16 protein-coding genes are annotated in these 20,224 nt (G+C 50.5%); 3 read left to right on the top strand and 13 right to left on the bottom strand.

What is annotated here, in order from left to right; translation table 11 throughout:
* Positions 1 to 112 precede the first annotated feature (112 nt).
* Positions 113 to 304, top strand: coding sequence for a hypothetical protein (locus ACL02P_RS22385; protein WP_323075792.1), 192 nt, complete (start codon positions 113 to 115; stop codon positions 302 to 304).
* A gap of 208 nt (positions 305 to 512) precedes the next feature.
* Here the strand turns inward: ACL02P_RS22385 and ACL02P_RS22380 are convergent, their stop codons facing one another.
* From ACL02P_RS22380 to ACL02P_RS22345, 8 genes are all read right to left on the bottom strand, one after another.
* On the bottom strand, positions 513 to 1,220 hold the full coding sequence (locus ACL02P_RS22380; RefSeq protein WP_009224573.1) for a DNA alkylation repair protein: 708 nt from the start codon (positions 1,218 to 1,220) through the stop codon (positions 513 to 515).
* A 106-nt stretch (positions 1,221 to 1,326) separates the two neighbouring features.
* Positions 1,327 to 2,178 carry an SUMF1/EgtB/PvdO family nonheme iron enzyme gene (locus ACL02P_RS22375; RefSeq protein ID WP_036644892.1) on the bottom strand — a complete coding sequence of 284 codons (852 nt, stop codon included), beginning with the start codon at positions 2,176 to 2,178 and terminating at the stop codon, positions 1,327 to 1,329.
* Between the two features lie 99 nt (positions 2,179 to 2,277).
* Positions 2,278 to 2,913, bottom strand: coding sequence for a glycoside hydrolase family 11 protein (locus tag ACL02P_RS22370; RefSeq protein ID WP_036644891.1), 636 nt, complete (start codon positions 2,911 to 2,913; stop codon positions 2,278 to 2,280).
* Positions 2,914 to 3,393: 480 nt separating this feature from the next.
* On the bottom strand, positions 3,394 to 4,908 hold the full coding sequence (locus ACL02P_RS22365; protein WP_009224570.1) for a cation acetate symporter: 1,515 nt from the start codon (positions 4,906 to 4,908) through the stop codon (positions 3,394 to 3,396).
* A gap of 5 nt (positions 4,909 to 4,913) precedes the next feature.
* Positions 4,914 to 5,255, bottom strand: a complete 342-nt coding sequence (locus tag ACL02P_RS22360; protein WP_009224569.1) for a DUF485 domain-containing protein — start codon at positions 5,253 to 5,255, stop codon at positions 4,914 to 4,916.
* Positions 5,256 to 5,670: 415 nt separating this feature from the next.
* Positions 5,671 to 6,114, bottom strand: a complete 444-nt coding sequence (locus ACL02P_RS22355) for a MarR family winged helix-turn-helix transcriptional regulator (RefSeq protein WP_009224567.1) — start codon at positions 6,112 to 6,114, stop codon at positions 5,671 to 5,673.
* Positions 6,115 to 6,258: 144 nt separating this feature from the next.
* Positions 6,259 to 7,677, bottom strand: coding sequence for a group II intron reverse transcriptase/maturase (gene ltrA, locus ACL02P_RS22350; protein ID WP_068693838.1), 1,419 nt, complete (start codon positions 7,675 to 7,677; stop codon positions 6,259 to 6,261).
* A gap of 446 nt (positions 7,678 to 8,123) precedes the next feature.
* On the bottom strand, positions 8,124 to 9,473 hold the full coding sequence (locus ACL02P_RS22345; protein WP_412838105.1) for a sodium-dependent transporter: 1,350 nt from the start codon (positions 9,471 to 9,473) through the stop codon (positions 8,124 to 8,126).
* 229 nt (positions 9,474 to 9,702) lie between these two features.
* On the opposite strand from ACL02P_RS22345, the gene ACL02P_RS22340 reads away from it, so the two are divergent.
* Positions 9,703 to 11,061, top strand: coding sequence for a transposase (locus ACL02P_RS22340; RefSeq protein ID WP_103110947.1), 1,359 nt, complete (start codon positions 9,703 to 9,705; stop codon positions 11,059 to 11,061).
* A gap of 6 nt (positions 11,062 to 11,067) precedes the next feature.
* Here the strand turns inward: ACL02P_RS22340 and ACL02P_RS22335 are convergent, their stop codons facing one another.
* The 5 genes from ACL02P_RS22335 to ACL02P_RS22315 form a co-directional block, all read right to left on the bottom strand.
* Positions 11,068 to 13,371 carry a helix-turn-helix domain-containing protein gene (locus ACL02P_RS22335; RefSeq protein WP_339301501.1) on the bottom strand — a complete coding sequence of 768 codons (2,304 nt, stop codon included), beginning with the start codon at positions 13,369 to 13,371 and terminating at the stop codon, positions 11,068 to 11,070.
* A 106-nt stretch (positions 13,372 to 13,477) separates the two neighbouring features.
* Positions 13,478 to 14,983 (bottom strand): extracellular solute-binding protein, encoded by a 1,506-nt coding sequence (locus tag ACL02P_RS22330; protein ID WP_009224564.1) that lies wholly within the window; start codon positions 14,981 to 14,983, stop codon positions 13,478 to 13,480.
* Between the two features lie 37 nt (positions 14,984 to 15,020).
* Positions 15,021 to 15,899 carry a carbohydrate ABC transporter permease gene (locus tag ACL02P_RS22325; RefSeq protein WP_036644887.1) on the bottom strand — a complete coding sequence of 293 codons (879 nt, stop codon included), beginning with the start codon at positions 15,897 to 15,899 and terminating at the stop codon, positions 15,021 to 15,023.
* Between the two features lie 4 nt (positions 15,900 to 15,903).
* The gene (locus tag ACL02P_RS22320) at positions 15,904 to 16,875 is read right to left on the bottom strand and encodes an ABC transporter permease (protein ID WP_050769732.1); all 972 of its coding nucleotides are present in this window, start codon (positions 16,873 to 16,875) and stop codon (positions 15,904 to 15,906) included.
* A gap of 379 nt (positions 16,876 to 17,254) precedes the next feature.
* The gene (locus ACL02P_RS22315; protein ID WP_339301499.1) at positions 17,255 to 19,453 is read right to left on the bottom strand and encodes an ATP-dependent helicase; all 2,199 of its coding nucleotides are present in this window, start codon (positions 19,451 to 19,453) and stop codon (positions 17,255 to 17,257) included.
* Positions 19,454 to 19,608: 155 nt separating this feature from the next.
* On the opposite strand from ACL02P_RS22315, the gene ACL02P_RS22310 reads away from it, so the two are divergent.
* Positions 19,609 to 20,193, top strand: a complete 585-nt coding sequence (locus ACL02P_RS22310) for a GNAT family N-acetyltransferase (RefSeq protein ID WP_036644885.1) — start codon at positions 19,609 to 19,611, stop codon at positions 20,191 to 20,193.
* The last annotated feature ends 31 nt before the right edge of the window (positions 20,194 to 20,224 follow it).

Genomic DNA, 20,224 nt, shown 5'->3' with positions numbered 1-20,224 from the left:
GGCTTGGACTCCAAAGAGTTCGAGCTTTGGCGGATTTTCTTTTTTGAGGAAATGATCTTTGGGAATACTAAATAACCACCCACGATACACGAAACCTAAGGAGGTGCCTAAGATGAGCAAAAATGAGGACTACACTCAGCTGCAGCGGGCCAAGGCCAAGGACTCCACCAACGAAGGCCGAAAAGGCGCCTTCATGACGAAAGACGCCTGGAACCAGGACGGCAACCCTGCCGCAGCGACGGACGATTTCGGTCCCGAGATGAAGCCCGAGGACCCGCCGACGTTGAATGGGAAACCGTTGTAGCTCGATTTCACCCGCATCAGGCCCAATTCTGTATGATTTTTCGAATACATTTCGCCGATATCGCCGAATTTAGCCGATTGTATTCGATTTTTCATATAGAATGCACCCTACCCAGCACCAAGCACGCCGTCAGAACCCGAGGTAAAAGAGGGGGCGCCCCTCTAAAATGGGTATCCCCCCGCTGCCTCTCGGGTCATACCCTCTCCCATCAACACCGCACATACTTCCGCTTAAAGCCCAGTTGCCCGCGATCCAGCGCTTTTTGAATGCTTTCCGAAGCGTTCAGAATGGCGCTTTTCTTCTTCCCCCGTTTCATCTCGACCGGGCCGATCGCCTGGGCAGTCTCCACCGCTTGAGTGTGGAGTGGCCGGTAAGAAACCCCGACGGTGTAAACAAAGTTATTCATCGCAGATTTCGTACGCTCGGGCGCATCGTGAATCGAGTTCTTCACCGTTTCCAGCATGCCGGCGAGCTTGCCCTCGTCAAATTCGCTGTCCGGCCGGCTCCCCAATAGCCAGCAGTAACAGCTCCAACCCGCCGACATCTTCAGCTCGTCCCCGCTGGCGATCCACTGGTCGGCCACCTCCTGGGCGATATCCGCCTCCGCCAAGGTGACGGCAACCACGAAGTCCGACAGCATATAGAAATACGCCCCCTCGATCCAGCGATCAAAATCCGCATGCGTCATCGCCTTCGGATCCGCAATCATCCCCGCAAAATACATCGCATCGTAATTCCCCGTCGCGTAAAGCTCCTCAGCCAAGGGCTGATTGATCTTGATCTGCCGGAACAGCGGCTTCATTTCTCCTGTGGCTACACCAAACAGCGGCTCCCGCGCGCCGTTGGACATGTACATTTTTTTCAGGCGCTCCTTACCGAGTGCCTCAAGCTCCTGCATCACCGTTTCCAGCTTCATTTATGGAGCCAGCTCCCTTCATCCCGTATGGGTTCTTCTCCCCCTAGCTTACTACGTGAGAAGGGCTTGATTCAATTCCAAAATAAGGCCAAGCGTCCTCGCCAAACTACTTGTTGCGCGCCAGGCGGAACCCTTGATCCGGGCCAAAGCCGCTCGCTTCAAACTTGCCGCGAAACGACACCTCGCTGCTGCTGACATCGCCGATCCAGCCGCCGCCTTTCACTACGCGAAATGAGCCACGCTTATAGTTCTGGTTCACCTCGTCCCCGTACCAATCCCAGCACCATTCCCTCACATTGCCAGACATATCGTACAGCCCCAGCTCATTGGGCTCCTTGCCGCCAACAGGCCGGGTTCGGCTATGATTACTCTCAATGATCGGCCAGTTCCAGTCCCCGCTCAGGTACTCCTCTCCGGCATTCCGCCAATACCAGGCCACATCGTCCACACGCGAGCTTCCGCTGTATTTATAGCTTTGGCTGTGCTGCCCACCCCCAGCTGCATACTCCCACTCTTCCTCCGTCGGCAGCCGATACCCGTTCGCGTCCGGATTGATGGTGACCGTCCATTTCACAGGATCGTATTCGCTTTGATTGTTGGGGTCTATTTTTTGCTTATCTATATTGTAAAAAGGTTTCAAGCCCTCTTTTATGCTCCGCTGATTGCAATACTCGATCACGTCGTACCAGCTCACCATCTCCACCGGCAATTGGTCGCCTTGGAACTGAGACGGATTGCTGCCCATCACTTCCACCCATTCTCTCTGGGTCACTTCATATTTTCCGATATAAAAATCAGCCAGTACCCTGCTCGAGCCATAAAAATTAGACCGGGTGTTCTTCACGCTCCCGCCTTGAACTAGCACGAAGGAGTCGTTCTGCCGCTCCGGTCTCCCCATTGCTGCCTGCGAGCAGGCGGAGACCAGCACCATGATGGTGATGGACAAGATCATGCTCATGTATCGCTTCCTCAAGGTCAGCTCCCCTTTGATTGAAGATCAGTGAAGGCCGCCGGCGGCAAACCGAACGGCCTTGAGACCAAATTTAGCGATGAACCATTACCACACCGTGACGTTGGATCTTCCGCTGCTCTGATAGCCTTCCGTCGCCAAGACCTGGTACGACCAGCTGCTGCCCAGGTTCATGCCCTTGCTTCTCCAGGCATTCACGTGATTGCTGAAGGTGATGGAGACGTTGCTGCCGGTTGGTCGTTTCGATTGCCGCACGCTCCAGAACTGTTGGAACGTCTGCGTGCCATCAATGGAAGGCGCATTATAGCGCATGGTCGTATAAATATCGTAGGTGCCTCCGTCGCTGTTCACCGTTCCTTTGTGAGTACCTGTTGGCCGGTACGTCCCCCAACTGTCGACAACGTAATACTCGATCAGCGAGTTTCTAGTCCATCCGTAAAGGGTCAAGTACCCGTTCCCCGAAGGTTCCCAGATGCCGGCATTGTAATTGATCGTCCGATTTGGCGACCCTACGCTCCAGCCTTTGCCGACCACGAAGTTCCCGCTATTTTGCCAAGTTACGCTGTAATTGCCCCCGGACCCGTTAACCGCATTCACCGTTCCGCCGCCATCCGTCCAATATTGCCAATAATCCGTTGCTGCACTCGAGGTTGCCCCAAATAAACCGAAACTCATCGAAGCCGTCAGGAGTAAAGTGAGCATCTTCTTTTTTAATTTCATCAAACATTCCTCCTCAGAAATAGATTTGACTAACAAAAATAATTCTTGCTCCCTGCTTCTTACCGAGGTCAAGCTTCGTTTCCTGGGGCATCACCTACCTTGGAGCCTCTTTTACCAACATTTAACTATCACCCCCTTTGATAGAAAATTATAGTAGGTAAGCGCATACATTTCACTTCACGAATTAAAGGTTTTATCTAGATTTTTACATATAAGAAAAACGTCTATCGACGTACATTCAAAGTAGACAGACCGCGTTTAGCGGAAGTTTTTCTTGCGATATCAGGATGCCAATGCCCCGAAGTTTATACTTTCTGATATCTTAAGAAAAACGTCTATCGACGTACATTCAAAGTAGACAGACCGCGTTTAGCGGAAGTTTTTCTTGCGATATCAGGATGCCAATGCCCCGAAGTTTATACTTTCTGATATCTTAAAAAAACGACCCCAATTGGAGTCGTTAGGTTGCAATTTAGCCTTTGCTTAAGCTCCGGTGTTCGCTTTAACCAGCACCTCGGCGTATTTCGCCTCATCTTTCTCGCGGGACAGGAAGGTGCCGACAAACGCAGCAAGAAAGCCGAGCGGGATGGAAATAATTCCCGGGTTCGTCATCGGGAAAAGAGCCGTTCCGGTCAGAATCGCCTTGCCCGGCTCCGGATCCCAGACGTTTGGACTTAGCGCCACAAGGATAATCGTGCTGAACAAACCAACCAGCATGCCGGATATCGCCCCCGTGCGGTTAAATCTTCGCCAGAACACGGTGAACAGGATAATCGGCAGATTAGCGCTTGCCGCAACGGCAAAAGCCAGCGAGACGAGGAAAGCCACGTTCATTTTTTGAGCAAAAAGAGCCAGCAGAATCGAGATGATCGATACGCCAATCGAGGCCCAGCGAGCCATCCGCAGCTGCTCGCCTTCGGACGCTTTGCCGCGGCGGACGATCTGTCCGTAGAAGTCGTGTGCAAAAGCCGACGCTGCGGACAGAACAAGGCCGGTGACCACAGCCAGGATCGTCGCAAACGCGACCGCCGAGATAAAAGCGAACAGGAAGTCGCCGCCAAGCGCCTTAGCCAGCAGCGGAGCGGCCATATTGCCGGCTTTGTCGACGGCGGTGATCTCCTCGGTGCCAACGAACGCAGCGGCCCCGAAGCCAAGGAAGATCGTCATCACGTAGAAGATCCCAATGATCCAAGTCGCGTAAACCACGGAACTTCGAGCCGTACGGGCGTCCTTCACCGTAAAGAACCGGATCAAAATATGCGGCAGCCCCGCCGTCCCCAGCACCAATGCCAGGTTAAGCGATATCGTCTCCAGCGGCACGTTATATTTGTTGCCCGGATTTAAGTACTTTTCCATGAGTGGCGTTGCGGTCTTCATCTGCTCGAACATGCCGGTCAGGCTAAAATCAAACTTGGCGAAGACCATCAGCGAGATCACGAAGGTGCCGCCCATCAGCAAAATCGCTTTGGTGATCTGCACCCAGCTTGTGGCATGCATCCCGCCAAACACAACGTAGATGGTCATAAGCACCCCAACGATCAGCACCGAAGTGACGTAATCGAGTCCCAGCAGGAGCTTGATCAGCGCCCCGGCTCCAACAAGCTGCGCAATCATATAGAAGATCGAGATCACAATCGTATTCAGCGCCGCAAAGCCGCGGACTTCCTTGTTCGCAAAGCGGGACGCAATCATGTCAGCAACGGTATACTTGCCCAGATTCCGCAGCGGTTCCGCAACCAGGTACAACACGACAAGATAAGCAACGAGAAACCCGATGCTGTAAAAGAATCCGTCGAACCCAACCAAGGCGATCGACCCGGCAATACCGAGAAATGACGCGGCCGACATATAGTCACCGGCGATGGCGGTTCCATTTTGCCAGCCCTTCAGCCCGCCGCCTGCGGTGTAGAATTCACTGGTGTTGTTCGTTTTTTTCGCGGCAAAATAGGTAATGACCAACGTCAACAGCACAATCGCGCAAAATAAAGTAAATGCCATGATCGTTACGCCCCCATTTCCCGCCGAATTTCATCCGCCAACCGGTCGAACCTTCGCGCAACACGCGAGTACAGGATGCACAGCGCCCACGTCATGATAAACTGAGCGAACGCGAACAGCCATGCCCAGGAAATCGGGCCAATCGCCGGCTGATTCAATACCTCCGAATACGAGGTCATGATCGGGAGCGCGAAGTAAAACAGCAGGAAAAAGACAGTCGACGGAATAATGAACCGTTTCTTGCGGGAGATCAGCGTCTTGAACTTGGCGGAATGCCACACCTCGGTATAGCTCTTCCCTTTCGCCGCTTTTGCGGCCTTCGCACCTTTTGCAACTTTCGCAGCCATCCTTCACCCTCCAAATCTCTAAATTTGTAAGTCACCCAATATATGTAAGCGATTCAAATTCATTTTATGCAAGGTTAGGCTTGCGAAATGTTTAATTTTTAACTTTTTGATAGATTCATATGCGGATAAAAAAAGACACCCGAAATCCGCTCAGGTGCCTTTGTGGGCTCTTTTTTCTTAACGGGATCAGAACCAGCGCCCCAACGATGATGCCCATCCCCAAAATGGCTGCGGTCCAATACAATCCGCCAACTCCAGTCTGAGCGGCCATCTTCGTGATCTCGGCCACGCTGTCGGCCAATACCTGCGCCTAATCCGGCTGCGAGCGCCAGCGGCGTAAAATCGCTCAAAACTGTGATGAGCGCTTTGCCATTGCCATCCCTCCATCATTCATATCTACTTCCAGGTCCCCGGGTTAGAAATTTTTGAGCGCATTTTCGGCAATTCGTCTTAGCAGGCTCGACACGAGCTTCACTTCCTCCTCAGCAAACCCTTCAAGCAGTTTGGTTTCTGTTTGATGTATATGTTCAAAGATCTGATCTACCAATAGTTTCGCCTTTTCCGTCAGCAAAATAATCCGCGCTCGCGAATCCTCCGGATCTTCAGATCGTACGATAAATTGTTTCTGTTCCAGCCGTTTAATCAATCCGCTCACCGTTGGGTTTGTTAAATTGAGAGCAACCTCAATATCCCGCTGGCGGATTTTTCGATCCGCGTGATGAGCCAGAAATAAGATCAAGTTGGCTTGACTATGCGTTAATCCAACTTCCTTCAGGTGAAGATCTCCGATTTTGCTAGCCTGATTCTCGATGATCTTCAAAGAAGATATCAGGATTGGTTTTCTGCTTTCATGCTGCATCCCTTCACCACCTTTTACAGAGCATGCTATCTAAATATATAGCAAGCTTTGTAAATAAGTCAAAATCGGGTAGGAGGCTACCCATTAATTGGGCAGCCGACCTCCCACACCACCGTACGTACCGTTCGGTATACGGCGGTTCCATTAGGAATGCGCAGTAACTTGTCGATAATAATCAGAAAAGAAAAGGAATCCGAGGTTCTTCAGCCTATTGTTACCGAGGGACTTCGAGAGGATTGGGCTATTGGAGATTCTCCAATAGCCCTTTCTTGTGTTTGCGTATTCCCACGCCTTCTGTTCATGAATTCCGAGCGATATAAGCCTTTCGAGTTTCGTCCTCACTCGTTTCCATTGCTTCCAGAAGACCATTCGGATACGCCTTCTCATCCATTTATCAGTGGTTTGGAGTAGTTGTTTCATGTCAGCAAGCTTGAAATAATTTACCCATCCCATGATGTAACGCCTAAGCTTCAGCGCCCGGTCGGTGTTGCCCATTCCGTTGCTTCTCGACGTTAGCTCTTTCACTTTAGCTTTCATCTTGGATACGGATTTGGGATGGATTCTGACCCGCGTTTCCCCTTTGCTCTGGTAGAATGAGAAGCCAAGAAATTTAACTTTTGTCGCATCGTCCACGATCGTTTTCTCCCGGTTTACCTTGAGAAACAACTTCTTCTCGATGTAAGGGAGAATTTTCGTCAGGGTACGCTCCGCACTCCTCCTGCTCCGGCAGAATATGAGCATATCGTCTGCGTATCGCACGAATCGATGTCCTCTTGCTTCCAGTTCCTTGTCCAATTCATTCAGCATGATATTGCTGAGAATCGGACTTAGGTTCCCTCCCTGCGGTACGCCGATTTCCGTGTCCTCAAACTTATGCTTCACGACGACTCCCGCCCGGAGATACTTATGGATGAGCGAGATCACTCGTCCGTCTTTGATCGTTCTTGAAAGCACCTCGATGAGCTTGCTTTGGTTGACGGTGTCAAAGTATTTCTCCAAGTCCATATCCACCACGTAACGATATCCCTCTTGCACGTATTGTTGGCTTCGTTTCATCGCGTGGTGTGCGCTCCGTTTGGGTCGGAATCCGTAGCTGTTGTCTGAAAACTGCCTCTCATAAATTGGCGTAAGCACTTGGGCGATTGCCTGCTGGATGACTCGGTCAACCACTGTTGGAATGCCAAGGTTTCTCTTCTTTCCGTTCTCTTTGGGAATCTCTACCCTTCGAACGGGATTCGGGCGGTACTTGCCGCCCAAGATCAGTTGCTTGATGGTCTCGCCGTTGTCTCTGAGATATTGTAGAAGTTCATCTACTCCCATCCCGTCGATTCCGTGCGATCCCTTGTTCGCTTTGACTCTCTTGAATGCTTCGTTCAAGTTGTCCCTGCTAACGATTTTCTCAAGCAACCGGTCCTTCGACTCGGTTGCGTTGGTGTCGTCGGTTTCGGTTATCCTCGCAGGACTGTGCACTCCCGCATATCCTTCGTGTTCCGCACTATTCTTTTGCAGAGAGTCTTCCGTTAGAAGTTGGCTGCCCTTGGCTCCTGTTTCGGTAACTTTCATTGACTTCACCTCCTAAGGTTCAGCCCTTCCCTCGAACCGTCGACTGTTCGCGGTACTATGGCGTCTGCTGACTTCTCATGATAAATCTTGTTTCAACCGTGATTCGAAGTGCATCTCCTCACGTCCATGAGACCTCCCACGGTAAGACGATTCACTTTCCTTCCATATACCCACATCATTTACATTGGTACGTCCGTGTAGTTAATTGGACTTCGTCTTGTTTAGCAGACTCATCCCGTATCCTATGCCTGATGATGTTCGTGTTCCTTGGGCCGGAAGTTTGCCTCCAGCTTCCTTTGGATTCCACCTCGCGGTGGACACCCTTGCTCTTGGCTAGTGGTTGGTAACTACAAACCCCCACAGTGGACTTTCACCACCTAGTTAATCGCCATGCGTGGCACACCAAAAAAAGGGACGCGATAGACCGCGCCCCTTGCTTAAACTTCCTAAAACTTGATCACTCCGGTGGTATGCAACAGCACAAGCACGACGAGTACCGGCGCGATATACCGAACCATAAACAGCCATAACCGGAACCAACCGGACTTGAGCCCGGCAGCTTCCGCGGCATTTTTCCAAAAGTACCCTACAAAGAGGGTCGTAATCAAGCCGCCCACCGGCAGCAAAATATTCGAGGTAATGAAATCAAGCCAGTCGAAGAAGTTCTTCCCGCCCATGTCCGTCAAAGCAGGTACGACGCCAAAGGACAAGACGGAGGGCAGCCCGATCAACAGAACCAACACACTGATGATCGTTACGGATTTTCCGCGGCCCCATCCCCAACGGTCCATCACGTAAGTCACCGGCACTTCCAGCAAGGATACCGAGGAAGTCAAGGCTGCAATCGCCAGCAGGACGAAGAACAACCCGCCGAAGAAGGCGCCAAACGGCATCGCCGAGAATGCAGCCGGCAGCGCGATGAAGACCAAAGACGGCCCGGCATTCGACTCTAAGCCAAAAGATGCGGTTGTTGGGAAGATGATCAAGCCTGCAATAAACGCATAGATCAAGTCCCCAGCCCCGATCGCCAGCGTAGCCGTGCCCAGGGATTGGCGCTTGTCCACGTAAGCCCCGTAAGTGAGCAAAATCCCCATCCCCAGCGATAACGAGAAGAAGGCATGTCCCAGCGCAACCAAAGCCGCCTCCGGACTCAGCTTCGAGAAATCCGGTTGAAGGAAGAAGGAAACGCCCTCCCCGGCTCCCGGCAAGGTTAATGCCCGAATCATCAAAATGATCAGAAGGACGACGAGCCCCGGGATCAGCACCTTATTGAATTTTTCAATCCCGCCAGAGATCCCTTTCCCTACCACGATGGCGGTAATCAGCACAGACACCGCCTGCCATACGAGCGGCATGAAGCCTTGGATAAACGAGCCAAATTGCCCGCTATAGTCCGAATCGACATACAAACTTCCGCTGAAGGATTGAACCGCATAATGGAGCGTCCAGCCCGCAACGATGACATAGAAGCTCAAAATAAGAAATGGAGCGATAACTTGCAGCAGCCCAAGACGGCCAAACACTTTAGGGCCGCCGGCTTTTACAAAGGACGTGGATGCACTTCCGCGCCCTGAGCGCCCAATGGCCAGCTCCGCTAACAACAGAGGCAAGCCGATCAGGATCAAACAGATAATGAAGATCAGGAAGAAGGCAGCCCCTCCGTGTTGGCCTGTAATGTACGGGAACTTCCACATGTTGCCGAGACCAACGGAACTGCCGATCGCGGCCAAAATAAATCCGGCAGAAGAGAAACGCTCATTCCGCCCTTGGCCTAGCTGAGTTTGTGTTGTTTTCATGACGACCCCCAAATCTTATTATATTTCTCTATTATAATGAAAAAGGATGTAGTGAGGGATATGAAATTTTTACTTTACTCAACTTTCGCACCTTGAAAATTAGTGTTAAGCCTTGATATGACTAGGATTTCTTATTGAAAAATCTCGTTCTTGACAGAAAAACACCTTTCCGTTTGGTAAAATGGAAGTGGATAGTCTTCCCATCCCAAACAGAAAGGTGCGTAACTCTATGGTACAACACAACTTCCTGTCTGAAAAGGGCCAAGAACGAATCTCGACTTTATTTTCCGCTTTGCAAATCGGACAACTGTTGCGCAAAGCCGGCATTTCCAAGTCGTTCGGATTGTCCAGTCTTGCCATCTTTCAGCTGATCTTTACGCTCGTGTTTGAAGGGCGCAATTGGTTTCGTCTTCTGCATAGCGACCGCCGCCAGTCGTTGCCTGGCAAAGATGTAGTCTATCGATTCTTAAACCATCCACGCTTTGCCTGGCGACGATTTTTGCATGCCTTGAGTCTGAAGGTCGTTCAGCATTTTGATTCCTTAACCTCTTCGTCCCGCGTTCGGACGTTCATCATTGATGATTCGGTTCTTCGCAGGGATCGCAGCAAGAAAGCCGAGTTGCTTGCCCGCATCTTCGATCATACGACGGGGAGATATGCTCGCGGCTACAACATGCTCACGCTCGGATGGTCGGATGGCTTCAGCTTTGCGCCCATCGATTTTGTCATGCTCAGCTCGGCCAAGCTGACGAATCGCTTTTGCGAGATGAAGGAACGTCTGTCCAAGCGTACCCAAGGCTACAAACGCCGCATCGAGGCGCTTTCACGCAAACCGGATGCCGTGGCGGCTCTGCTTGATCGAGCGATTCAGGCTGGATTTAGCGCTGACTTTGTCCTGATGGACAGTTGGTTTACCCAAGCGCCTCTGTTGCGTGAACTGATGGCGAAAGGTCTGCATGTCATTGGGATGGTCAAGGCGATGAAACAACGATACCGGTTCGACGGAAAAAGCCTGACGCTCCATGAACTGTATGCCCTTTTGCCAAAGCAGAAAAACAAAGAAATCCTTGGCTCGGTCATCGTTCAAACCGCCTGCGGTTTGCCGATCAAATTGGTCTTTGTACAAAACCGCCATCGGCGGCGGGATTGGCTGGTTCTGCTTAGCACCGATTTGACGTTGGAAGAGGCTGAGATCGTTCGCATCTACGGCATGCGTTGGAGCATTGAGACGTTCTTCAAATTTGCCAAATCGTACCTGAAGCTGGGAACGGAGTTTCAAGGTCGTTCGTTTGATATGCTCATCAGCCACACCACGATCGTGTTTACCCGTTATCTCGTAATGGAATGGGAACGCCGTCACAACAACGACGCGCGGTCGTTGGGCGGTCTGTTTTTCCTGTTTTCCGACGAAGTTCGAGACCTGGATCTCAAAACGGCTTTGCAGCATCTGATCGCATTTTTCATGGCGTTCACGGAAGCAAAATCCAAACGGGATCAGTCTGCCGTTGTATGTCAACTCCAGCAATGGATTGCGAGTTTGCCCAATTATATCAAGGCTTTGTTCGGAAAATTAAGCTGCGAAAGTTGAGTTACTTTATTTCATGATTTTCTCGCGGTATTGTCCTGGCGTAATCTGTTCAAACCTTTTAAATAGCCGAATAAAATAGGAAGGTTGTAACCCAACCTGCTCTGCAATCTCATTCACTTTCATATCCGAGTCGCTGAGCAGTTCCTTCGCCTTATCGATCCGGAGGGCCGTTAAATAATCGATGAAATTCATGCCGGTCACCTGTTTGAACAAGCGGCTAAGCGTATATGGCGTTGTATTAAAATGATGCGCGCACGCTTCGAGCGAAATCCCTTCTGCGAACTGATCCTTCAGCATTACCGTCACCTGTTCGATGAGCGGCTTCGCTCGGGCCGTCTGATCCTCGCTTAACTTCTGCGCATACGGGAGGATGATTTTTTGTTGAAAAAAACGCACGATCTGCTCCGGCTCCCGAATTTGATTTAATTGCTCAAACGGGTTGTCACCTTCGTATAACTGGTGAGGCTGGTAGCCGGTCTCCAATAACGTATGCATGATGCTTCCCAGCACCTGCATCACGCCTTCCTTCAGCAGCTTCTCTTTGCCCGAATGCAGGACCAGCTCCGAGATAAATGCCTCGATCAGCTGCATCGCCTGCTCGCATTGCCCCATCCGCAACGCTTGAAGCAGTTCCTTCTCCAAAGCAAAGGGATAATGAACCTCTTGTGGCGTATAGGGCAGAATCTCCTCTAAATCAAGCACCTGGCATTGTTCCTTTAGATCCCGATAAAGAATCGCGTTCTGGAGAAACGGCAGCATTTCCGGAATATCCTTGATCTCGTTGGTTAACCGGCCAATGCAAATCGTCGTTTGCATCTTAAGCAGCGAACTGATTGTACGGACTAAATCCTCCGCCAAGCTGAACAGCTCTTCCTTGACATGCGGTTTTCTTGTTTCGGACGGAAAAGAGAGCAGGATCCCCACGGTGAGGTCATGGAAATGGATAATTTCCGCCTGAATGCCCCGGCTTCGCACCATTTCCTGTGCGATGTTGGCCGCGGCGAAGGAGACCAGATATTCATCGTTCTCCATAAAACGGTTGTCTGCTTTGGACACCCCCGTGACCCGCGCCAGCATAAGCCCAAACCACTGCGATTCCGATGACCATCCAAAGGTCTCTAACCTTGCACGGATTTCCGGCTCCTTCAGCGAGTAAACATGCCCCTGCACCAGCTGCATCATAAAAGCGGCCCTCAGCGAGGGATACGCTTGCTTCAGCTTCGTCTCCAAGGCTTTACGTTCTTCGCTCAAATGGTTCCACTGGTTGGCGATATAGTCCAATTCATCTCCTACCTCAGACCCGGGGTCCGGCTTCTGCGTTTTGACCAGGCGAACCAACCGGCGGATTGGACGGTAGAGCCGATGCGAAGCCATCCAGGAGAACAGACAAGCCACGATCAGCCCGACGCCTCCCATCCCCAAAATAATTCGGGAGATAATCACGATCGGCGCGGTGAGTTGCGACAGCTGCATCGTGGTGACGTATCTCCAAGGTTCGCCTAAGCGGGAATATTCCCCGTAAGAGATCAAATAGGATTTATCTTTCCATTCAAATAGATAAGAGCCGGTCTTCTCCTTCCTCAGCATGACGCTCTCCTGCACGGCAAGCTCCAGCTCCGCATTCTTCCGGTTCAGGGACGACGGGGAGACCAGCAGCGAGCCATCCTTCCCCATCAAAAAGGAAGCGCCCTCATTATCAACCGACATGCCTTCCACCATTTGCACCAGCTTCGACTGATCCAAATAAAAAATCAGCGCGCCGTATGGCTTGCCGATACTCGGCAGCTTATGGACGAGAGCCACATAAGGGCCTGCCCCTTTTCCGTTTACCTTCGTTAAGTCGAACTGCCAAAACTCCGCTCTGCCTTGCTGCAGCAACCCGTGAAATTGCTTCTGTTGCCGGACATCGGTCACTGGGACGATCCCTTCAATATCCGATACGATCACCGGCTTCTGCCGGTCTAAATACAAATAGACTTGGTCAATTAAAGGATAGGCTCCTTTCATGACCCCCAAAAAACGATAAAGGTTATGCGTCACGTTATATTCGTCAATTAAATCAATCTCTCCGAGCCTTCCGTCCAGACGACTGTCCAAGGACCACTGCGTCGCAGCCAGCTCCAGTTGGGCTAAATTTTCGTTCATTCGATCAATTGTCTTCACCAATAAAGCGTCATGATGACGCGTGATTTCATTTTCCATATAGGCACGGCCAGCGATGTAGAACGTAATCCCTATAATCACGGTGGGCAGGCTGGTGACACATAACACCAAAAATAAGCTTCTTCGAAAAAAATGGCTCTTCTTCATAAATCCCCGCCTTTCCGTAGTTTCCATTGGTACTCCCTATCTTACTATAGATGGAAACGAGGAAAATCCCCCGAAAACCATATTTTTGGTCTCGGGGGCTGGGTCATTATTCACTTTTTGCACGTTTCTGATAGGCTTCGTTCATCTCTTCGGTAATTTTGAGCAAATCCGGATCCGCCTTCAATTTCTCCACGTATTCATCCCAAGCGCTGATTGGTTCTTTCCCCATCATCACCTTGGTTTTCATATCTTGAATTTTCTTGCGCAGCTCCGTCCCTACTAAGGTGCTGGTCTCCGAATACAGTCCGATCGCCGGATCCCCAATGCTGATTTTCGCTTTCTCGTCGATAATTTTCTTGTTCCGTTCCAGGACATCAAGCGGCATTCCTGTACGATAAGCCCGGAGGTAGGGATCATATTTCAGAAAAATTTGACCCAGCGCCTGCTGAGCGACAATATCCTTCTGGGCTTGCGGCGTCGCTAATTTGATGCCGTTCTCCTCGGTATAGTGCACATCCTTGAAGCCGAAGTTGGCCAAGTCGCTTCCTTCCTGGCTTGCCCCATAATCCATCAGCTTCAGCAGCTGCTTCATTTTGTCTTCGGGAACGGTTTTGGGAATCGCAAACATCCCGAAAAATCCGCTGTCTTTATTGGAATACCCGTTCAGCGAAACCAAGGGCAGGAAGTCGGCTTCAGGAATCGTTTTACGCAGCTCTTCCGTAGGCTCCCAAGCCGCCTCCACCGTATCCTGGAACCCGCCGCCGCGATTCGATTTGAGCAAGTCCTTGGACTGCGTATTTTTTAATACGGCAAAATCCTCCGGAATCAGCTTTTCCGTATAAGCCCGATTCAGCCAAACCAGACTCTCTCTGACTTCAGGCAACAGGTTGAGCTTGCCGTCGATCAACTTCCACTCGCCGTTCACTTGGGTGAAGCTGTTCTGAAGCTGACCGAAATTGGCCATCCCGTTTTGATCCACAAACCCGATATACCCGATCGTATCCTTCTTCCCATTTCCGTCCGGGTCTTGCTCAACGAACGCTTTAAGCACTTCATAGAGCTCGTCGGTCGTGGTTGGAACGTCCAGCTTCAGCTTATCCAGCCAGTCCTTACGCAGGTAAGTGAACCCTCCGCCATCGGTAGGGCGCGGACGCGGGATGCCGTAGTTTTTACCGTCAGCCTGCTTCGTGTTTTCCCAGGATTCTTTGGGGTACTGCATTAAGTTCGGGTAGTCCTGAAGATACGGGGTCAGATCCCAGAAGGCACCTTGCGCCACCATCCCCCGCACTTGCGCATTAAACGGGTCATCCAGCAGGATGAGATCCGGAATATCGCCGGAAGCCAAGGTGACATTCACTTTATCCCCATAGTTATTGGGAGAGACCCAGGTGATATTCAACTTGGTATTGGTCCGCTTCTCGAATTCTTTGACGACCACATTATCCGGTCCCGGAGGCTCCGGCGTGTAATACATGGTCATAATGCTTACCTCCAGCGGCTTGGTCGGGCCCTCCGAACCGCTGGATCCCGACTTCGTGCCAGCTGAACAAGCGGATAGCAACAGACTCACGAGCAAGGTGACACTCAACAAGACGAAACTCTTTTTTTGCATGACGCATTGACCTCCCTATTCGAATAAATAGATAAGACTATTCCTTGACCGAACCCACCATGGCCCCTTTGGCAAAATGCTTCTGCAAAAAGGGATACACGAGTAGAATCGGAACGGTCGCGATCACTACGGCCGCCATTTTCAGCGTCTCCGGCGGAATTCGCTGCTCGGACATCATTTCCGCCGCAACGGAACCCCCGGCAGCGGTTGAAGCATCGATGAGCATATTTTGCAGCAACACTTGGAGAGGCTGCTTGGAGAACTCGTTGATATAAAGAAGCGCCGTAAAGAAGGTGTTCCAATAAGCCACGGCGTAAAACAACCCAAATGCAGCCAGCGAAGGCAGCGACAAGGGAAGAATGACGCGATACCACACGCTGACATCATTGCAGCCGTCAATTCGGGCCGCCTCCTCCAGACTGGTTGGGATACTGTCAAAAAATCCTTTCATCAGGAGGACGTACCACCCATTGGTCAGCACCGGGAGAATCAGGGACCAAATGCTATTGATCAGGTGCAGGTCACGGACCAGCAAATAAGGCGGGATGATGCCAGGATTAAACAACGTGGTCAGTAAGATCAGCAGCATGATGACTTTCCGCCCCAGCAAGCGCTTACGAGAAATCGCATAGGCCAAGCAAGAGGTAATTAACAGGCTAAGCGCCGTGCCAACCAGCGCCAGAAAGACGCTGTTGCCGGTAGCGTTTAAGAATGCATTGGTGGACATTAAGTATTTATAAGAATCCAGGCTCCACTGTTTGGGAAACAGTTGAAGTTCGCTGGAACGGTACGCGGACGGTTCCGTAAACGAAACGACAAACACGTAGTATAACGGAAAAAACGTAATCAGGCTGATGATGCCGAGCAGGATGGCATTAACGGCTTGAAACATCCGATCACGGCTGCGATAACTCATCCGGTTAGTACACCCCTTCCTCGCCAAACTTCTTAGCCAGCTTGTTCGTCCCAATGACGAGAATCAATCCCACCATCGACTTAAATAAACCAACGGCCGTACTGTAACTAAATTGTCCCTGCTTCACGCCTAGACGATACACATACGTATCGAAGACGTCGGCCACCTCTGAGACGGCCCCGTTCATCATGAGGAACACTTGCTCGAAGCCGACATCCATAATGTGACCCATGCGCAGAATCAGCAAAATCACAATGACCGAGCGGATGCCGGGCAGCGTAACATTCCACATTTGGCGGAACCGGCCCGCCCCATCGATTTTGGCCGCCTCGTAGAGCTGCGGATCTATGCTGGCCATCGCTGCTAAGAAGATAATCGTTCCCCACCCGGCATCCTTCCAGATGGATTGGGCGGTGAGCATGGCCCAGAAATAATTTTTACTGGTGAGAAAATCGATTTTCTCAAAGCCCAAACTCACCAACATTTGATTAACCGCTCCATCTCCCGTTGAGAACAAAATGAAGGTAATCCCTACAATAATGACCCAAGATAAGAAATGCGGCAGATAAACGATGGATTGTACAATTTTCTTATAAGCCTGCTGCCTCACTTCGTTGAGCATCAAGGAGAGTAGAATGGGCAGCGGAAAAAAGAAGATGAGCGACAACGTGTTAATTGCGAGCGTATTTCGAAACAACATAAAGAAATCAGGATTGGAGAAAAACCGCCGGAAATGCTCCAGTCCCACCCAAGGACTGGCCAACACCCCCTGATAAGGCGAATAGTTCTGAAATGAGATGATGATTCCCCACATCGGAACGTATTTGAAGATCAGAAAGTACAGCAGGCCCGGTAGTGCCAACACATAAAGGAATTTATCCCGGATCAGGATTTTCCCAATTTGTCGAAGCCGGTGACTGCGGGCCCTGGTTACAGGCGTTGTCCGTTTTGTAATCGGTTCCAAGGAGGAAGCCATGTTTCCCTCTCCTTTCCCTTTGATGTTCGATGTAATCACTCTAAGATGCCCGTCAATTTCCAGCAATCGCTTATTTTTGCAGGCGGGCAGAATGAAGGAAATTCAGGATTGGCAGTACATTTCCTGGAATTGATTATTCTTGCAGGGCGGTTGATAAGAAAAACGTCTATCGACGTACATTCAAAGTAGACAGACCGCGTTTAGCGGAAGTTTTTCTTGCGATATCAGGATGCCAATGCCCCGAAGTTTACACTTTCTGATATCTTAAAAAAAGAGACGCTGAAATGATCAGCGTCTCTCCTGCTTAAACCTGTTTAAGCAGATGCTTATTTCTTAGCGGTATACTTGTGTATAGCCGGTGCGATTGGGGTGGCGATCGCTATGATGCACCTTCTGCTCGCTCCAACAAGCCCATTTGGAGACAGGTGGTCGTTGATAAGGCTTTTTCCCCGGTCTCAAACCGGATATGAACCCGTTCCCCGTTCACTTGAACGATCATGCCTTTTCCGAAAGCCCGATGGACAATGGATTCCCCTTCCCTTAGCTCGGCCAGATTTCGGATGGCGTTGGGGTTGTCCTGCGATAGAGCGGGCATGGGTGGCGAAGCCACGGATGAAGCCGCGGACGCTTGGGATGGAAGTTGGATGTACCTGACGGATGCCACGAACCTCGACTCCGTCACCTCTACCCCATCCCGTTTCTTGTAAGTCAGAAGCTCCAGATGCTTCTTCGCCCGGGTCATCCCCACATAAAACAGCCGGGTCGCCTCCTCCATCATTTCCGCGTTCTCCTTATCCGCCTTAGACGGGATGATCCCCTCAACAAGATCGATCATATACACTCGCTCGAACTCCAGGCCCTTGGAGCTGTGCATTGTCGAGAAGGTGACGGCATTTTGCCCTCGCTTGGACCTTGCCGTTCGCAAGGCAGACTCCAGGTATTTTAATCTGGCGGCAAACTCCTCCATGGTATGTAGCCCCGCCGCAATTTCCTCCAGCGTGTTCAGGATGCCGATCAGATATTCCATGCGGAACCCCTTCCACTCGCAAATCTTCTCAAGGGCTTTCTCATAGCCCAAGCGATCGCGGATCACGTGAATGGCATGCAGCGGCGGCATCCCCTTCATTTCCTGAAACGTTTCCTTGCACATCTGCAGCTGCTTCACTTGATAATCCTTCAACGGCACCCGATTCAGCAGATTATCAAAGACCGATTCGTCATTCTGGATCTTGAGCAGCGCCGCCATCTGCTCCTTGCTGATATAACCATTAAATTTCAGATGGATTTTCTCCAGAATATCGGGACGTTTATCCGTGAACGTCATCCGCATGAAATTCAGGATATCCTCGACAACCCAATGGGAAAAGAACCGGTTATCCGCATCCTTCATATAAAAAGGAATGCCCGCACGATCAAATTCGTTCATTAAAGCGATGGATGAGGAATTATTCCGATAAAGGATCGCCACCTCGGCAAGGTTCTCGATCTGCTGAATCTCTTTCGCCAGATATTTGGCCTGATCGCCGTAATCGTCCAAGCAGCGAATCTCAATTGGCTTATGCGGGGGATTCTCGGTGAACATCTTTTTCGGGTATCGGTCCTGATTGCGCTGGATAAACGTGTTGGCGACGTCCACGATATCCGGGGAAGAGCGGTAATTTTGCTCCATAAACAAAATCGCCGCCTCCGGATAGACTTGCTTGAAGTTCAGCAAATACGCAGGATCCGCCCCTCGCCAGCTGTACAAGCTCTGATCATCGTCGGCAACGACGCATAAGTTACGATGCTTATGCACCAGCTTCTCGATAATCGCATGCTGCACCCTGGACGTATCCTGGCTCTCATCTGTGAGGACATAATCATAACGCCCCTGATACCTGCGAAGCACCCCTTCATTCTCCGCCAGAATCCGTTCGCAAACCACCAGCATGTCGTCATAATCAAGCAGCAGCGACCGGGTGCCAGACTGCTTAAAGAGCTCGTACTCCCGCAAGATCCGTTCGGCATGGGGCACCTCTACTTTGACCTTAGACCATTGCTCGGAGGGGATCATTTTATTTTTGATAAAGCTAATATAGGTCGTCAGCTCATCTAACTGGTCATCCGTAATATTCTCTCCGGCTATCGCTTTAAAGAGATTCCGCAATATGATCTTCTTGTGTAGCGGGAGTTGCTCCGAACCGCTGGTTTCTTGCTGGGCCGCGTCGATATCGCCTTCGATGATCTGGAACGGCGTCTGGGTCGCACGGAAATGCTCTCGCACCACCTCGTAAGCCAGGCTATGAATCGTGGAGAAATCAACAGGCGTCAGCTCTGGGAAAAAGGCTTTAAACCGCTCCTTCATATCGTTCGCCGAAGCGCGGCTAAACGTTACCGCCTTGATCCTTCTGGGAGGAACCCCCTTCTCCTCGATCAGATACCCGATCCTCATAATGATCGTTGTGGTCTTCCCCGATCCCGGTGAAGCTAACAAAAGCAAGGGTCCCTCTGTTTGAAGGACCGCTTGCTTCTGGATTTCATTTAATTCAACACCTAATTCTTCGTTCTTGCGAAGGAAGAAGGAATTTGCTTTGTTCATGATGACTGCCCTTTCGAATGTTCCGATTGCATTACCTACTATAACTCAATTTTGCTAGAATGACATCTCCTAGTCATCATGATTAACTTCCACTTGAGTAAAAATCAATGCATATGATATGCTGATTGGAAATATTTTCTGGGAGTGTGGAGATAATGGGCACTACAAATATGGATCCAATATTAATAGAGTTCCCTGAAAGCTTCGAAAGTGAGCGCTTATTGATCCGTGCGCCATTATGGGGAGATGGAGCGGCCATAAATGAGGCTGTTAAAGAGAGTATTGAGCAATTACGGCCGTGGATGCCCTGGGCACAAAGCATCTCAACGATCGAACAATCCGAGGCAGACATACGACGAGCCCGATTGCACTTCCTAGAACGTAAAGATCTGAGGCTTATTCTAGTACATAAGAATACAGGTCAAATCGTTGGCAGCAGTGGTCTCCATCGAATCGATTGGCAGGCACGTAAATTTGAAATTGGATATTGGGTGCGTACCTCTTTTGAAAGACAAGGTTACGTAACCGAAGCCGTAAATGCCATTACGCGTTTTTCCTTAGAAGAGCTGCACGCCAATCGTATTGAGATCAGATGTGACTCACGTAATACACGGAGTGCAAGAGTAGCCGAACGCTTGGGCTTTAGATTGGAAGGAATTCTACGTAACGATGCATGTGCGGTTGATGGTTCGCTAAGGGATACCATGGTATTTTCGAAGGTTCGCGGGGTTGAGTTTTAGACTATCAGCTGTTTGAAATAAAGAAGACACC

This window comes from Paenibacillus sp. MB22_1, from assembly GCF_047200555.1.
In the GTDB taxonomy this organism is placed as follows: domain Bacteria; phylum Bacillota; class Bacilli; order Paenibacillales; family Paenibacillaceae; genus Fontibacillus; species Fontibacillus phoenicis.
The sequence above is the reverse complement of the archived record's forward strand: the minus strand, read 5'-3'. Positions and strand labels throughout refer to the sequence as shown.

Coding starts and splice junctions, on each gene's coding strand:
- ACL02P_RS22355 (WP_009224567.1), bottom strand. CDS start 6,114: ATGCAGCATGAAAGCAGAAAACCAATCCTGATATCTTCTTTGAAGATC.
- ACL02P_RS22335 (WP_339301501.1), bottom strand. CDS start 13,371: ATGAAGAAGAGCCATTTTTTTCGAAGAAGCTTATTTTTGGTGTTATGT.
- ACL02P_RS22310 (WP_036644885.1), top strand. CDS start 19,609: ATGGGCACTACAAATATGGATCCAATATTAATAGAGTTCCCTGAAAGC.
- ACL02P_RS22365 (WP_009224570.1), bottom strand. CDS start 4,908: ATGGCATTTACTTTATTTTGCGCGATTGTGCTGTTGACGTTGGTCATT.
- ltrA (WP_068693838.1), bottom strand. CDS start 7,677: ATGAAAGTTACCGAAACAGGAGCCAAGGGCAGCCAACTTCTAACGGAA.
- ACL02P_RS22330 (WP_009224564.1), bottom strand. CDS start 14,983: ATGCAAAAAAAGAGTTTCGTCTTGTTGAGTGTCACCTTGCTCGTGAGT.
- ACL02P_RS22315 (WP_339301499.1), bottom strand. CDS start 19,453: ATGAACAAAGCAAATTCCTTCTTCCTTCGCAAGAACGAAGAATTAGGT.
- ACL02P_RS22340 (WP_103110947.1), top strand. CDS start 9,703: ATGGTACAACACAACTTCCTGTCTGAAAAGGGCCAAGAACGAATCTCG.
- ACL02P_RS22325 (WP_036644887.1), bottom strand. CDS start 15,899: ATGAGTTATCGCAGCCGTGATCGGATGTTTCAAGCCGTTAATGCCATC.
- ACL02P_RS22385 (WP_323075792.1), top strand. CDS start 113: ATGAGCAAAAATGAGGACTACACTCAGCTGCAGCGGGCCAAGGCCAAG.
- ACL02P_RS22320 (WP_050769732.1), bottom strand. CDS start 16,875: ATGGCTTCCTCCTTGGAACCGATTACAAAACGGACAACGCCTGTAACC.
- ACL02P_RS22345 (WP_412838105.1), bottom strand. CDS start 9,473: ATGAAAACAACACAAACTCAGCTAGGCCAAGGGCGGAATGAGCGTTTC.
- ACL02P_RS22360 (WP_009224569.1), bottom strand. CDS start 5,255: ATGGCTGCGAAAGTTGCAAAAGGTGCGAAGGCCGCAAAAGCGGCGAAA.
- ACL02P_RS22375 (WP_036644892.1), bottom strand. CDS start 2,178: ATGAGCATGATCTTGTCCATCACCATCATGGTGCTGGTCTCCGCCTGC.
- ACL02P_RS22380 (WP_009224573.1), bottom strand. CDS start 1,220: ATGAAGCTGGAAACGGTGATGCAGGAGCTTGAGGCACTCGGTAAGGAG.